Annotated in this window: 15 protein-coding genes and 2 riboswitches; of the genes, 14 read left to right on the forward strand and 1 reads right to left on the reverse strand. The window is 41.9% G+C overall.

From position 1 onward, the window contains the following. The first annotated feature begins 48 nt into the window (after nucleotides 1–48). The 8 genes from lctO to thiE all read left to right on the forward strand — a co-directional run bounded on the left by lctO (nucleotide 49) and on the right by thiE (nucleotide 6,837). Nucleotides 49–1,185, forward strand: coding sequence for an L-lactate oxidase (lctO, locus tag TZ92_RS04310; RefSeq protein WP_000120738.1), 1,137 nt, complete (start codon nucleotides 49–51; stop codon nucleotides 1,183–1,185). 147 nt (nucleotides 1,186–1,332) lie between these two features. After that, nucleotides 1,333–1,421: riboswitch (TPP riboswitch) on the forward strand. 158 nt (nucleotides 1,422–1,579) lie between these two features. Beyond that, on the forward strand, nucleotides 1,580–2,140 hold the full coding sequence (locus tag TZ92_RS04315; protein ID WP_000915270.1) for an ECF transporter S component: 561 nt from the start codon (nucleotides 1,580–1,582) through the stop codon (nucleotides 2,138–2,140). Continuing rightward, nucleotides 2,141–3,526 (forward strand): ATP-binding cassette domain-containing protein, encoded by a 1,386-nt coding sequence (locus tag TZ92_RS04320; protein ID WP_033629424.1) that lies wholly within the window; start codon nucleotides 2,141–2,143, stop codon nucleotides 3,524–3,526. A 1-nt stretch (nucleotide 3,527) separates the two neighbouring features. After that, nucleotides 3,528–4,178 carry an energy-coupling factor transporter transmembrane component T gene (locus TZ92_RS04325; RefSeq protein WP_000598432.1) on the forward strand — a complete coding sequence of 217 codons (651 nt, stop codon included), beginning with the start codon at nucleotides 3,528–3,530 and terminating at the stop codon, nucleotides 4,176–4,178. A 10-nt stretch (nucleotides 4,179–4,188) separates the two neighbouring features. Continuing rightward, complete coding sequence (gene tenA / locus TZ92_RS04330; RefSeq protein ID WP_000397185.1) at nucleotides 4,189–4,869, forward strand: thiaminase II; 681 nt, start codon at nucleotides 4,189–4,191, stop codon at nucleotides 4,867–4,869. 15 nt (nucleotides 4,870–4,884) lie between these two features. Beyond that, nucleotides 4,885–5,409: an energy coupling factor transporter S component ThiW gene (thiW, locus tag TZ92_RS04335; protein WP_033629425.1), complete on the forward strand. Its 525-nt coding sequence runs from the start codon at nucleotides 4,885–4,887 to the stop codon at nucleotides 5,407–5,409. Beyond that, nucleotides 5,409–6,212 carry a hydroxyethylthiazole kinase gene (gene thiM, locus TZ92_RS04340; protein ID WP_033629426.1) on the forward strand — a complete coding sequence of 268 codons (804 nt, stop codon included), beginning with the start codon at nucleotides 5,409–5,411 and terminating at the stop codon, nucleotides 6,210–6,212. Before thiW ends, thiM begins: the two co-directional genes overlap by 1 nt. Continuing rightward, nucleotides 6,205–6,837 (forward strand): thiamine phosphate synthase, encoded by a 633-nt coding sequence (gene thiE, locus TZ92_RS04345; RefSeq protein WP_033629427.1) that lies wholly within the window; start codon nucleotides 6,205–6,207, stop codon nucleotides 6,835–6,837. Before thiM ends, thiE begins: the two co-directional genes overlap by 8 nt. Nucleotides 6,838–6,889: 52 nt before the next feature. On the opposite strand, the gene thiD is transcribed toward thiE, so the two are convergent. Beyond that, the gene (gene thiD, locus TZ92_RS04350) at nucleotides 6,890–7,681 is read right to left on the reverse strand and encodes a bifunctional hydroxymethylpyrimidine kinase/phosphomethylpyrimidine kinase (protein WP_033629428.1); all 792 of its coding nucleotides are present in this window, start codon (nucleotides 7,679–7,681) and stop codon (nucleotides 6,890–6,892) included. Nucleotides 7,682–7,765: 84 nt separating this feature from the next. Further along, nucleotides 7,766–7,864, reverse strand: a riboswitch (TPP riboswitch). A 183-nt stretch (nucleotides 7,865–8,047) separates the two neighbouring features. Here thiD and TZ92_RS04355 point away from each other — a divergent pair. The 6 genes from TZ92_RS04355 to TZ92_RS04380 all read left to right on the forward strand — a co-directional run bounded on the left by TZ92_RS04355 (nucleotide 8,048) and on the right by TZ92_RS04380 (nucleotide 13,980). After that, nucleotides 8,048–8,443: a CopY/TcrY family copper transport repressor gene (locus TZ92_RS04355; protein WP_033629429.1), complete on the forward strand. Its 396-nt coding sequence runs from the start codon at nucleotides 8,048–8,050 to the stop codon at nucleotides 8,441–8,443. A 10-nt stretch (nucleotides 8,444–8,453) separates the two neighbouring features. Continuing rightward, entirely contained in the window at nucleotides 8,454–8,825 is a 372-nt protein-coding gene (locus TZ92_RS04360; RefSeq protein ID WP_033629430.1) for a cupredoxin domain-containing protein, read from the forward strand. A 9-nt stretch (nucleotides 8,826–8,834) separates the two neighbouring features. Next, complete coding sequence (locus TZ92_RS04365) at nucleotides 8,835–11,057, forward strand: heavy metal translocating P-type ATPase (RefSeq protein ID WP_033629431.1); 2,223 nt, start codon at nucleotides 8,835–8,837, stop codon at nucleotides 11,055–11,057. 212 nt (nucleotides 11,058–11,269) lie between these two features. Beyond that, a complete protein-coding gene (gene spxB / locus TZ92_RS04370; RefSeq protein WP_007520383.1) occupies nucleotides 11,270–13,045 on the forward strand; it encodes a pyruvate oxidase in 1,776 nt (591 codons plus the stop codon). A 109-nt stretch (nucleotides 13,046–13,154) separates the two neighbouring features. Further along, on the forward strand, nucleotides 13,155–13,502 hold the full coding sequence (locus TZ92_RS04375) for a VOC family protein (RefSeq protein ID WP_033629432.1): 348 nt from the start codon (nucleotides 13,155–13,157) through the stop codon (nucleotides 13,500–13,502). A gap of 217 nt (nucleotides 13,503–13,719) precedes the next feature. Then, on the forward strand, nucleotides 13,720–13,980 hold the full coding sequence (locus TZ92_RS04380) for a SemiSWEET family transporter (protein WP_001291473.1): 261 nt from the start codon (nucleotides 13,720–13,722) through the stop codon (nucleotides 13,978–13,980). Nucleotides 13,981–14,006 lie beyond the last annotated feature (26 nt).

A 14,006-nucleotide genomic window follows, 5' to 3' on the forward strand; every position in this document is an offset into this window, starting at 1 on the left:
AGTTTATGTAAGAAAAAGTAAACGCTTACTTAACAAGGAGGACACTTTATGTCATATAAAACAAGCAATGCAGAAGGACCTGTAGATTTTATTAACACTTATGATTTGGAGCCAATGGCGCAACAAGTCATTCCTAAAGCTGCCTTTGGTTATATCGCTAGTGGAGCAGAGGATACTTTCACTTTACGCGAGAACATCCGTGCCTTTAATCACAAACTGATCGTTCCTCATACGCTTTGTGATGTTGAAAATCCAAGTACAGAGATTGAATTTGCAGGTGAAAAATTATCTTCACCAATTATTATGGCGCCTGTTGCGGCTCATAAATTGGCAAATGAGCAGGGGGAAGTAGCTACTGCGCGTGGTGTGCATGAATTTGGTTCTCTTTATACAACCAGCTCTTACTCTACAGTTGACCTTCCAGAAATTACGGAAGCTCTTCAAGGGACACCTCATTGGTTCCAATTTTACTTTAGTAAGGATGATGGCATCAACCGCCACATCATGGACCGTGTGAAGGCTGAAGGCTACAAAGCGATTGTCTTGACGGCAGATGCAACTGTTGGGGGTAATCGTGAGGTTGATAAACGCAATGGATTCGTCTTCCCAGTTGGCATGCCGATTGTTGAGGAATACCTGCCAGAAGGTGCTGGAAAATCAATGGACTTTGTTTACAAATCAGCTAAACAACGCTTGTCTCCACGTGATGTAGAATTTATCGCTGCATACTCAGGACTTCCTGTGTATGTCAAGGGGCCACAATGCCGTGAGGACGTTGAACGTTCTCTTGCTGCAGGTGCTTCTGGTATCTGGGTAACCAACCACGGTGGCCGCCAAATCGACGGTGGACCAGCATCCTTTGACTCACTTCAAGAAGTGGCTGAAGCAGTTGATAAACGTGTGCCAATTGTCTTTGACTCTGGTGTTCGTCGCGGTCAACACGTCTTTAAAGCCTTGGCTTCAGGAGCAGACCTGGTAGCTATTGGCCGCCCTGTGATCTATGGTTTAGCCCTTGGTGGTAGTGTTGGTGTGCGTCAAGTCTTTGAGCACTTGAATGCAGAATTGAAGACAGTCATGCAGTTATCTGGAACTCAGACTATTGAGGATGTCAAACACTTCAAACTCCGTCATAACCCATACAACCCAACCTTCCCAGTTGACCCTCGTGACTTGAAATTGTATTGATAAAAAGCTTGCCTCCACTTGATGTGGAGGTTTTTCTTCGTGTATAGAAAGATTAAATCGTTATCAGAAACTATATAAATATATTTTCCAGTCAAATATCTTGCTAGGACTTTCAATTTCTGTTATACTGGTCCAGTAATAAAATAATAAAGACATTTGGGGTGCTTTAAGCTGAGATGATACCCATTGAACCTGATACAGTTAATACTGGCGAAGGGAAATGTGAAAAGGTTTTTTTCGTATGTCGAAAAGAACTGTCTAATCTTGTAAGCTAAACTCTAATTTTCGTTTGTAATTGGAGTTTTTTTGTTTATCAAAAGAGGATAGGTTGGACGGCAAGCCTTTTGGTAGCTCTTCTTGAATGCCCCACTTTTCTTTAAAAAAGGAGTTTTTTATGTTGAAAAAATGGCAGTTAAAAGATGTTATCTTACTTGCTTTCTTGTCTATCTTTTTTGGTGGCGTTTTTGTGGGTTCAGGCTATCTGTTTGATATCCTCACCCTGATCTTGGCCCCTCTTGGTTTGCAGGCCTTTGCCAATGAAATCCTCTTTGGTCTCTGGTGTATGGCTGCGCCCATTGCAGCTATCTTTGTTCCAAGAGTCGGAAGTGCAACGATTGGAGAAGTGCTTGCTGCACTTGCTGAAGTCCTTTATGGTAGCCAATTCGGTCTAGGCGCTCTTTTGTCTGGTTTGGTTCAAGGTTTGGGAAGTGAATTTGGCTTTCTTGTGACCAAGAATCGTTATGAAAGTTGGCTCTCTCTAACTGCCAATAGTATTGGGATTACGCTTTTTAGCTTTGTCTATGAATACATTAAATTAGGTTACTATGCCTTCTCCCTTCCTTTTGTGCTTTCCTTGCTGGTGGTGCGTTTTATTTCCGTCTTTTTCTTCTGTGCCATCTTGGTTCGTGCCATTGTCAAACTCTATCATCAGTTTGCAGCTGGAGGAAAGGCATAGATGGGCCTGGAATTACGGGAGATTCAGTCCCCAATCTTCTCAGAGCCTATTGATTTTACTTTTCATGGGCAAGCCTTTACCTTGTTAGTTGGGAGCAGTGGTTCAGGGAAATCCAGTCTCTTTCAAGTCATTGCCCAAGTCAGTTCTCTTCCCTATAGTGGTCAAGTCCTGATAGATGGGAGCGAGGTCAGTCAGCTTTCTATCGTCGAACGTGTCCAGACGGTTGGTATTCTCTTTCAAAATCCCAACCATCAATTTACCATGGAGAACTTGTTTGAAGAGCTAATTTTTACCTTGGAGAATATTGGGCATCCCGTTCAGGAAATTGATTCTAAAATAGCAGAGGTGGTCCGGCAATGTCGTTGCGAGTCAATCTTGCATCGGCCCATTCATCACCTATCAGGTGGGGAAAAGCAAAAGGCTGCGCTAGCTGTCCTCTTTGCCATGAATCCTAGGGTCTATCTCTTGGATGAGCCCTTTGCTTCCATTGACCGCAAGAGCAGAATCGAGATATTGGAGATTCTAAAAGAGTTGGCTCTTGATGGGAAGACAGTCATCCTGTGTGACCATGATTTAACGGATTATGAAGCCTATATCGACCATATGGTGGAGCTAAGAGACGGTCAGCTAAGGGAGGTGTTTCAAATCCCTTGCTCTGAGATGATACAGGTTTCTTCAAAGAAAGTTGCTTCTAGTCCAGAACTATACCATATGGATCGTGTGACTTGTGAGCTGGATCATCGCCCCCTCTTTTCCATTGCGGATTTTACATTCTACCAAGGAATTTCCTGTATCTTGGGTGACAATGGTGTCGGGAAATCAACCCTATTTCGGTCTATTCTTCAATTTCAAAAGTATAAAGGGCGAATTACTTGGAAAGGGACAGTCCTGAAAAAGAAAAAGAGTTTGTATCGTGAACTGACGGGTGTTGTTCAGGAAGCTGAGAAGCAGTTTATCCGAGTCAGTCTGCGAGAGGAACTGCAATTAGATAGTCCAGACTCTGAAAGAAATCAGCGGATTCTCCAAGCTTTACGATATTTTAATCTGGAGCAGGCGCTTGATAAGAGTCCCTATCAATTAAGTGGTGGCCAACAAAAGATTCTTCAGCTTTTGACCATCTTGACCAGCAAGGCTTCTGTGATCTTGCTAGATGAGCCATTTGCTGGTTTGGATGATAGAGCCTGCGACTACTTTTGTCAGTGGATGTTGGAGGAGAGAAATCAAGGAAGAAGTTTTTTGATCATTAGCCATCGTTTAGATCCTTTGATTTCTGTGGTTGATTATTGGACAGAGATGACGAGAGAGGGTCTCAGCCATCTTCAAGAAGTGACCATCAGCAAACCACTCCCATCTCTGAAAAATGATACTTTAGGGGAGGTGAGGTAGTATGATCAAAGTAGCAACCCAGACACCGATTATCAGTCTCTTCTTGCTGATTTTATCCTTGGAAACATCTTTCATTCCTTCGATTGCTCTGAATCTTTCGGTAGTCGCATTTTGCATCCTCTTTATGCTCTATTACCGTCGATTTAAGATGTTGGCTTGGATGATTCTACTAGCCATTTTGCCATCTTTGGCCAACTACTGGGCAGTTCAGTTACACGGAGATGCTTCGCAGGCAGTGATGCTTGGAACGAGGGCCTTTGTGACCGTTTGTATTGGTCTTGTCTTTGTTTCCTCTATTTCCCTAAAAGAGCTTCTTTTGTACTTAGCTCAAAAGGGGTTATCACGGTCTTGGGCTTATGCCTTAATTGTGGTATTCAATGCCTTTCCCCTTATTCAGAAAGAAATCAAGTCCCTCAAAGAAGCTTGCCTATTACGTGGTCAAGAACTGCATGTTTGGTCTCCCTTGATTTACAGCAAGGTTCTGATGACAGTCTTTAGGTGGCGCCATCTTTATCTGAGAGCTCTGTCGGCGCATGGATATGATGAACATGCACAGGTGGAGAATAGCTATCGGACTTTTTATATTCCTAAAAAAACAAAATTAATCTACCTGCTTTTCTTTTTATTGCTTCAAACCAGTCTATTTTTATAAAGGAGTTATTATGGAATTTACAGATATTGCGATGGAATTATCCAAGGAAGCTTGGCAGGCTTCTTTTCATCATCCCTTTATTTTACAATTACAAGAGGGAAATTTAGAACCTTCTATTTTCCGCTATTATTTAATTCAGGATGCTTATTACCTGAAGTCTTTTTCAGAAGCCTATCACCTCTTGGCTGATAAGACTTCAAACGAGGAAATGAAAAGACTCTTGAAACAAAATGCTCAGAGTCTAGTGGAGGGTGAGTTGTTTATCCGCCAACAATTTTTCAAGGAATTGGAAATCAGCGATCAGGAAATGGAGCAACATCCAATCGCTCCCACCTGCTATCATTACATTTCTCACATTTATCGGCAATTTGCAGAGCCAAACTTGGGCATTGCTTTTGCAAGTTTGCTGCCTTGTCCTTGGTTATACCATGATTTGGGCAAGGCACTTAATCGCAAACCATCCCCGAATCCTCTTTATCAACAGTGGATTGAAACCTATATCACCGATGAATTAGAGCAGCAGATCAGAGAGGAGGGAGAGCTGGTCAATCAACTCTATCGCGAAAGTGATGAGACAGACAAGAAAAAAATGTTAGATGCCTTCCACATCAGTGTTCACATGGAAGCCAAGTTTTGGGAGATGGCTTACCAACACCAAACATGGACGAGTGATTTGCAGTCCTTAGAATAAGAGAAGAAATAGAAAATGAGAAACCACCAACTACAAGTTCACAAATTAACTATTTTATCCATGATGATTGCCCTTGACGTAGTCCTTACACCCATCTTTCGAATTGAAGGAATGGCACCGATGTCTAGTGTAGTCAACATCCTAGCAGGGATCTTGATGGGGCCTGTCTATGCCTTGGTCATGGCTACAGTCACAGCCTTTATCCGTATGTCTACTCAAGGCATTCCCCCTTTGGCCCTAACAGGAGCTACTTTTGGAGCCCTCCTTGCAGGTCTCTTTTATAAGTACGGTCGAAAATTTCACTATTCTGCCCTAGGAGAAATATTGGGAACAGGGGTTATCGGTTCCATTGTTTCCTATCCTGTTATGGTTCTCTTTACAGGATCTGCGGCCAAGCTCAGCTGGTTTATCTATACTCCGAGATTTTTCGGAGCGACCTTGATTGGTACAGCCATAGCTTTTCTTGCCTTTCGATTTTTAATCAAGCAGGAATTCTTTAAAAAAGTGCAGGGATATTTCTTTGGTGAAAGGATAGACTGATGCAGGAATTTACAAATCCCTTTCCTCTAACCTCCAGCTCCTTGATTCACTGCATTACCAATGAGATTTCCTGTGAGATGCTAGCCAATGGCATTTTGGCTCTGGGATGCAAACCAGTCATGGCAGATGACCCTCGTGAGGTTCTTGATTTTACTAGGCAAAGTCATGCCCTATTCATCAATTTGGGGCATTTGTCAGCTGAGAAGGAGAAAGCAATCCGTATGGCAGCTACTTATGCAAACCAAGCTTCTCTCCCAATGGTAGTAGATGCGGTTGGCGTAGCGGCGTCACCCATTCGTAAGGATCTAGTCGCAGATCTTTTAGAATACAAGCCCACGGTCCTTAAAGGAAATATGTCAGAAATCCGAAGTCTTGTTGGCTTAAAGCACCATGGAGTTGGAGTTGATGCTAGCCATAAAGATCAAGAAACTGAGGATTTGCTTCAAATCTTGAAAGACTGGTGTCAGACCTATCCTGGTATGTCTTTCTTAGTCACTGGACCCAAGGACCTCATCGTTTCAGAGAATCAGGTTGCTGTATTGGGAAATGGCTGTGACGAATTGGACTGGATAACAGGGACAGGAGACTTGGTTGGAGCCTTGACAGCTGTTTTTCTCAGCCAAGGAAAGACTGCATTTGAAGCTTCCTGCCTAGCGGTCTCTTATCTCAATATCTCTGCTGAGAGAATACTTGTTCAAGGAATGGGATTGGAAGATTTTCGTTACCAAGTTCTCAATCAACTCTCTCTCCTAAAAAGAGATGAAAATTGGCTAGATACCATCAAAGGAGATATTTATGAATAGAGAAGCACTCAGACTATATCTGGTAACCAATCGCTACCAAGATTCCTTGGAAAGCTTTCTTGAAAAAGTTGAGACGGCCTGCCGTTCAGGTGTTACCATCATCCAATTACGAGAAAAAAATCTCACCACCAATCAATACTATCAACTGGCAAAACAAGTCAAGGAAATAACAGATGCCTACCAGGTGCCCTTGATCATCGATGATCGATTGGATATCTGTCTAGCAGTCGATGCTGCAGGTTTGCATATTGGCGACGATGAACTACCAGTTTCGGTTGCCCGCAAAGTCTTGGGTCCTGAAAAAATCCTAGGTGTCACTGCTAAAACAGTTAAAAGAGCCCTCGAAGCAGAAACATCGGGTGCAGATTACTTGGGAACAGGAGCCATTTTCCCGACTACGACCAAAGAAAATGCACCTATCACGCAGATTTCAACCTTGAAAACAATTTGCCAAACGGTCGCCATTCCAGTAGTTGCTATCGGAGGCTTGACGTCAGAGAATATTGAGCAACTTATCGGCACGGGTATAGCTGGAGTAGCTGTTGTACGTGATTTGATGCAGGCAGAAGATATTGAGGCAAAAACGCAAGCCTTTTTAACAAAGCTAGATGACATTGTTTCCTAATCAAAAACTCTCTAATTTCCTTATTGCATTGCGGGAACTAGAGAGTTTTTTCTTAATCTTTAAAGCTTGTATGGTTGACTGGGCCAGAACCATGTCCGAGTTGAGGGGCGTCTTGGATGGCTTTTGTGATAAAGGCCTTGGCTTTATCAACTGCCTGGTAAAGGCTTCTGCCCTTGGCTAGTTCAGCTGTAATCACAGCAGCAAAGGTACATCCAGTACCATGGGTGTGACAGGTTTGAATTCGTGGACTTTCCCAGACAAATTGCTCCTCTTTGGTAAAGAGGAAATCCTTAGCACCACCTTCGAGGTGACCACCTTTGATAACCACAGACTGAGGACCAAATTCTTTTAAAATCAGGCGACCAGCACGTTGCATGTCTTCTGGATTATGAATTGAGAAACCAACAATCTCTTCTGCCTCAGGAAGATTGGGTGTAATAATAGTCGCAAGGGGAAGCAAGTTTGTTTTTAGGTAGCTTCTCGCACTAGTATCTATCAGGGTATCACCGCTTGTTGCGACCATAACAGGGTCAAGAACGTAGGGACAGTCCAGCTTTTTAAGATAGGGTTGGATGATCTCCATGATTTCAGTAGTTGCCAACATACCAGTTTTTACAGCCTGAGACTTAATATCCGAAAAGACACTCTCCAATTGAGCTTCCAGCATTTGGTTGGAGACGTGCTCGATTAGCTGAACACCTCTGGTATTTTGAGCGACAAGGCTAGTCACAACGGCCATTCCATAGACATCTCTAGCTTGGAATGACTTCAAATCTGCCATAATGCCAGCACCGCCACTAGGGTCAGTCCCTGCAATGGTTAGAGCAACGGGTAAATAAGTCATCTAAAACCTCCCAACCAACTGAAGTTTGTATTCTTAAGAACAAGCTAGTCTGTTTTAGGAAGGAAATAGAAGACTGGGTAGTCCTCACTATCATTTCCACTTCCATCAGCTAGCATTACCTAGATTGAGTCAAAGGGATCTAACAGTCGTTAATCTCAGCTTTACGCACCCCTAGTGGTTGTTTTCTTTTTTCTACAGTATAGCATATTTTTATAGTTTATATAGTAAAATTTGATTGCAAATCTCTCGTTACAGAATTAAAATTCTATTTTTCGAAAAAATAATAAAAATTATAGTTGACAAATGTAGATTTTCAGGGTATACTAATAACTGTAATCGACAAATGTAGATTTAGGAGGTGTGATTATGCAGATTTCAGATGCAGAATGGCAGGTCATGAAGATTATTTGGATGCAAGGAGAGCAGACCAGTAGCGATTTGATCAGGGTTCTGGCGGAGCGGTTCGACTGGTCCAAGTCAACCATTCAAACTCTTTTGGCTCGTTTGGTTGAGAAAGAGTGTCTGACAAGGAAAAAAGAAGGCAAGTTCTTTGTCTATTCAGCCCTTTTGACTCTGGATCAAAGTCGGGATTTACTTGTCCAAGATATCAAAGACAAGGTTTGTTCTCGTAGGATTAAGAACTTGTTGGCTGATTTGATTGTGGAATGTGATTTTACTCAGGCTGACTTAGAAGGTTTGCAAGAAGTCATTTCAAAGAAAAAAGCAAGTGCTGTGGCAGAAGTCAAATGTAATTGTATGTAAAGGAGACGCTATGTTAAATCTATTTGTATCTATTGTTGTTTTAGGAATGATTGCTTTTATCCTCTTTTGGTTTTTCAAAAAACCTCAAGAAGACGGTAAGAGAGCTCAACAAAAGAATGGCTATCAGGAGATTCGAGTGGAAGTCATGGGGGGATATACTCCAGGAACTATTATCCTCAAAAAATCGCAACCTGCTCGCATTATTTTTGATCGAAAAGATCCTTCGCCTTGCTTGGATCAAATCATTTTTCCAGACTTTGGAGTGCATGCAGATCTGCCTATGGGAGACCAATATGTGGTTGAAATCACTCCTGAAGAAGCAGGTGAGTATGGTTTCTCTTGTGGCATGAATATGATGCACGGTAAGATGATTGTAGAATAGGAGAATGATATGACTGAAATTGTAAAAGCAAGTCTTAAAAATGGTGTTCAAAAAATCCGTATCACGGCAGACAAAGGCTACCATCCAGACCACATTCAACTGCAAAAAGGGATTCCTGCTGAGATTACCTTTCATCGTGTGACACCTTCAAACTGTTATAAAGAGATTCTCTTCGAAGAAGAAGGAATTCTAGAACCAATCGGTGTGGATGAAGAGAAGACAATTCGTTTTACACCTCAAGAGTTAGGCCAACATGAATTTTCATGTGGCATGAAGATGCAAAAGGGGAGCTATACTGTAGTTGAGAAGACGCGAAAATCTTTGTCACTTTTACAGCGTTTTTGGATTACTAGTATCTTTACTGTGCCTCTTGTGATTCTCATGATTGGGATGTCTACAGGAGGAATTAGTCACCAAGTCATGCGTTGGGGCACCTTTTTAGCCACAACACCCATTATGCTGGTAGCTGGAGTTCCATATATCAGAAGCGCCTGGGCTAGTTTTAAAAAGCACAATTCCAACATGGATACCTTGGTTGCTCTGGGAACCCTAGTGGCCTATTTCTATAGCTTAGTTGCCCTCTTCACTGGTCTGCCCGTTTACTTTGAAAGTGCTGCATTTATCCTCTTCTTCATTCTTTTGGGAGCAGTTTTTGAGGAAAAAATGCGAAAAAATACTTCGCAGGCAGTCGAAAAATTATTAGACCTACAAGCAAAAACAGCAGAGGTTTTGCGTGATGATGTTTATGTTCAAATACCTCTAGAACAAGTCAAAGTTGGGGATCTCATTCGCGTTCGACCAGGTGAAAAAATTGCCGTTGATGGGACTGTCTTAGAAGGTGAAACGAGTATTGATGAATCAATGGTGACTGGGGAAAGTATTCCAGTCGATAAATCAGTTGGAGATGCTGTCATTGGTTCAACCATCAATAATAGTGGTACGATCATCTTTAGAGCTGAAAAAGTTGGTTCTGAGACTATGCTGGCTCAGATTGTGGATTTTGTGAAAAAAGCGCAAACGAGTCGTGCTCCTATTCAAGATTTGACCGACAAGATTTCAGGGATTTTTGTACCAGCAGTTGTCATTTTAGGACTTCTTACTTTTTGGGTCTGGTTTGTTTTACTTGGAGATAGCTTTGTGACTTCTCTTCTTTATGGAGTAGCAGTTTTGATTATTGCCTGTCCTTGTGCACTAGGACTCGCGACACCGACAGCACTCATGGTAGGAACAGGACGAAGTGCCAAGATGGGGATTCTTCTCAAAAATGGTACAGTTTTACAGGAAATCCAAAAAGTCCAAACGGTTGTTTTTGATAAGACAGGAACCTTGACCGAAGGGAAGCCAGTAGTGACAGATGTTATCGGTGATGAAAGAGAAGTGCTAAGTTTGGCTGCTTCACTGGAAGATGTATCTCAACACCCGCTAGCTCAAGCTATTGTTAATCGTGCATCTGAACTAGGAATTAGCCTTTACCCAGTGGAAAACTTCCAAGCCTTGCATGGAAAAGGTGTGACTGGGATTATCAATGGGAAACAAGTCTTGCTGGGGAATGCTAAACTTTTAGCTGACCTTGCTATTCCACATGATTATCAAGAACGATTTGATTTGCTTGAGAAAGAAGCAAAAACAGTTATCTTCCTATCCGTAGATGGTCAGTTAAAAGGCTTAATTGCCTTGCAGGATGTCCCTAAGGAAAATGCTCGAGAAGCCATTGCTAAATTAAAGAAACGCGGCCTCAGAACGGTCATGCTTACTGGAGATAATGTTGGAGTAGCCCATGCTATTGCAGAGCAAATTGGGATCGAAGAAGTGATTGCAAATGTCTTGCCAGAGGAAAAGGCACATGAAATTCACAAGCTTCAAAAGAATGGCAAATTGGCCTTTGTTGGAGATGGTATCAATGATGCGCCGGCCCTCAGTGTAGCGGATGTCGGAATTGCCATGGGATCTGGTACAGATATTGCCATTGAATCAGCAGATCTTGTCCTTACAACCAACAATTTACTAGGATTGGCACGTGCTTTTGATATGAGTAAGAAGACCTTTAATCGTATTCTACTCAATCTTTTCTGGGCTTCTATCTATAACCTCATTGGTATTCCGATTGCAGCAGGAGTGTTTTCTGTTCTTGGTTTGGTACTCAATCCAGAACTTGCAGGATTGGCCATGGCCTTTAGTTCAGTATCTGTTTTAATCAGTTCACTCATGCTAAACTTTAGTAAAATAGACTAAAAGCGAGCTTGCTCGCTTTTTATTATAAAACAGATATTAAAAACGTTTTCAAACTGTACTGTAATAGAGAATAAAAACTTCTGAGCACATTCTTAGGAGACCCAAAACAAATGTGGTAAAGTAGTAGAGTAAAAATTTGCTGAAACGTTTCCAATTAGTATATGAAAACGGATTTATCAAGTTTTAAAAATATTTGAAGGAGAGTTATCATTATGACTCAAGGGAAAATTACTGCATCTGCAGCAATGCTCAACGTATTGAAAACATGGGGCGTAGACACAATCTACGGTATCCCATCAGGAACACTCAGCTCATTGATGGACGCTTTAGCTGAAGACAAAGATATCCGCTTCTTGCAAGTTCGCCACGAAGAAACAGGTGCTCTTGCAGCGGTCATGCAAGCTAAATTCGGCGGCTCAATCGGAGTTGCAGTTGGTTCAGGTGGTCCAGGTGCGACTCACTTGATTAACGGTGTTTACGATGCAGCTATGGATAACACTCCATTCCTTGCTATCCTTGGATCACGTCCAGTTAACGAACTCAACATGGATGCCTTCCAAGAATTGAACCAAAACCCAATGTACAACGGTATCGCTGTCTACAACAAACGTGTAGCTTACGCTGAGCAATTGCCAAAAGTAATCGACGAAGCTTGCCGTGCTGCAGTTTCTAAAAAAGGTCCAGCTGTTGTTGAAATCCCAGTAAACTTCGGTTTCCAAGAAATCGACGAAAACTCATACTATGGTTCAGGTTCATACGAACGTTCATTCATCGCTCCTGCCTTGAACGAAGTTGAAATCGACAAAGCTGTTGAAATCTTGAACAATGCTGAACGCCCAGTTATCTATGCTGGTTACGGTGGTGTTAAAGCTGGTGAAGTGATTACTGAATTGTCACGTAAAATCAAAGCACCAATCATCACAACTGGTAAAAACTTTGAAGCTTTCGAATGGAACTACGAAGGTTTGACAGGTTCTGCTTACCGTGTTGGTTGGAAACCAGCCAACGAAGTGGTCTTTGAAGCAGACACCGTTCTTTTCCTTGGCTCAAACTTCCCATTTGCTGAAGTTTACGAAGCCTTCAAGAACACTGAAAAATTCATCCAAGTAGACATCGACCCTTACAAACTTGGTAAACGTCATGCCCTTGACGCTTCAATCCTTGGTGATGCAGGTCAAGCAGCGAAAGCAATCCTTGACAAAGTAAACCCAGTAGAATCTACTCCATGGTGGCGTGCAAACGTTAAGAACAACCAAAACTGGCGCGATTACATGAACAAACTCGAAGGTAAAACTGAGGGTGAATTGCAATTGTACCAAGTTTACAATGCAATCAACAAACATGCTGATCAAGACGCTATCTACTCAATCGACGTAGGTGACACTACTCAAACATCTACTCGTCACCTTCACATGACACCTAAGAACATGTGGCGTACATCTCCACTCTTTGCGACAATGGGTATTGCCCTTCCTGGTGGTATCGCTGCTAAGAAAGACAATCCAGATCGCCAAGTATGGAACATCATGGGTGACGGTGCATTCAATATGTGCTACCCAGACGTGATCACAAACGTTCAATATGACCTTCCAGTTATCAACGTTGTCTTCTCAAATGGTAAATATGCCTTCATCAAGGACAAATACGAAGACACAAACAAACACTTGTTTGGTTGTGACTTCCCTAATGCTGACTATGCGAAAATCGCTGAAGCACAAGGAGCTGTTGGATTTACAGTTGACCGTATCGAAGATATCGATGCAGTTGTTGCAGAAGCTGTTAAATTGAACAAAGAAGGTAAAACTGTTGTGATCGATGCTCGCATCTCTCAACACCGTCCACTTCCAGTAGAAGTACTTGAGTTGGATCCAAAACAACACTCAGAAGAAGCAATCAAAGCCTTCAAGGAAAAATACGAAGCAGAAGAACTCGTACCATTCCGCCTCTTCTTGGAAGAAGAAGGATTGCAATCACGCGCAATCAAATAATTTCTCTCATCGAAAATCAAATGTAAACTTTGTAGATTTTATTCTTTGATTTTCAAGAGTCGAACTTGAAAAGATCGGAGTAATCCGGTCTTTTTCTGGAGGATAGTAAATGAATTTAAATCAATTAGATATCATCGTTTCAAATGTTCCTCAAGCCTGTGCCGACTTGGAGAGTATTTTGGATAAAAAAGCCGATTATGTTGACGACAGTTTTGCACAGTTCACGATTGGCAGTCACTGCTTCATGTTGTCTCAAAATCATTTGATTCCTTTGGAAAACTTTCAGTCAGGTATCATTCTTCACATTGAGGTTGAGGATGTAGAGCAGAACTATCGACGATTGAAAGAGCTTGGTGTCGAGATTTTACACGGACCAGCTGTAACTGATTGGGGAACGGAATCGCTACTAGTTAAAGGCCCTGCTGGTTTAGTGATTGATTTTTATCGTATGAAGTAGGGCGCGTAGTCATTTGAAGTTAACCTTAGCTATTTTTAAAACAGAAATTGAGGATGTGAATTGTTAAAAGATCGGAGCAATCCGGTCTTTTTCTGTTTCCTCTTTCTTATCACAAGATTGTGATAGTTTACATCTTCATAACAAAAGCTACAAAGTCTTGATTGTTTTGAAAAAAGATTATAAAATATGATTCATAAAAATGAAAGAGGTTTTGAAAATGTCTGAAAAACAAATGAAAATTTTGGGTTGGGTAGCGACCTTCATGTCCGTGATGATGTATGTCTCTTACTTCCCACAAATCATGAACAACTTGGCTGGTCAAAAAGGAAACTTCATCCAACCCTTGGTCGCAGCCATCAACTGTAGTCTATGGGTTTACTACGGTCTTTTCAAGAAAGAAAGAGATATCCCCCTTGCGGCTGCTAATGCGCCAGGTATCGTTTTTGGTCTGGTAACGGCTATCACGGCATTGATTTAAAAGAAGACTGGTTTCAGTCTTTTTTT

It is taken from the genome of Streptococcus oralis subsp. oralis (assembly GCF_000960035.1).
GTDB classification, from domain to species: domain Bacteria; phylum Bacillota; class Bacilli; order Lactobacillales; family Streptococcaceae; genus Streptococcus; species Streptococcus oralis_G.

Bases quoted from the DNA above. Each gene is read 5' to 3' on its own strand.
- lctO (WP_000120738.1), top strand. From the start codon at position 49: ATGTCATATAAAACAAGCAATGCAGAAGGACCTGTAGATTTTATTAAC.
- TZ92_RS04315 (WP_000915270.1), top strand. From the start codon at position 1,580: ATGTTGAAAAAATGGCAGTTAAAAGATGTTATCTTACTTGCTTTCTTG.
- TZ92_RS04320 (WP_033629424.1), top strand. From the start codon at position 2,141: ATGGGCCTGGAATTACGGGAGATTCAGTCCCCAATCTTCTCAGAGCCT.
- TZ92_RS04325 (WP_000598432.1), top strand. From the start codon at position 3,528: ATGATCAAAGTAGCAACCCAGACACCGATTATCAGTCTCTTCTTGCTG.
- tenA (WP_000397185.1), top strand. From the start codon at position 4,189: ATGGAATTTACAGATATTGCGATGGAATTATCCAAGGAAGCTTGGCAG.
- thiW (WP_033629425.1), top strand. From the start codon at position 4,885: ATGAGAAACCACCAACTACAAGTTCACAAATTAACTATTTTATCCATG.
- thiM (WP_033629426.1), top strand. From the start codon at position 5,409: ATGCAGGAATTTACAAATCCCTTTCCTCTAACCTCCAGCTCCTTGATT.
- thiE (WP_033629427.1), top strand. From the start codon at position 6,205: ATGAATAGAGAAGCACTCAGACTATATCTGGTAACCAATCGCTACCAA.
- thiD (WP_033629428.1), bottom strand. From the start codon at position 7,681: ATGACTTATTTACCCGTTGCTCTAACCATTGCAGGGACTGACCCTAGT.
- TZ92_RS04355 (WP_033629429.1), top strand. From the start codon at position 8,048: ATGCAGATTTCAGATGCAGAATGGCAGGTCATGAAGATTATTTGGATG.
- TZ92_RS04360 (WP_033629430.1), top strand. From the start codon at position 8,454: ATGTTAAATCTATTTGTATCTATTGTTGTTTTAGGAATGATTGCTTTT.
- TZ92_RS04365 (WP_033629431.1), top strand. From the start codon at position 8,835: ATGACTGAAATTGTAAAAGCAAGTCTTAAAAATGGTGTTCAAAAAATC.
- spxB (WP_007520383.1), top strand. From the start codon at position 11,270: ATGACTCAAGGGAAAATTACTGCATCTGCAGCAATGCTCAACGTATTG.
- TZ92_RS04375 (WP_033629432.1), top strand. From the start codon at position 13,155: ATGAATTTAAATCAATTAGATATCATCGTTTCAAATGTTCCTCAAGCC.
- TZ92_RS04380 (WP_001291473.1), top strand. From the start codon at position 13,720: ATGTCTGAAAAACAAATGAAAATTTTGGGTTGGGTAGCGACCTTCATG.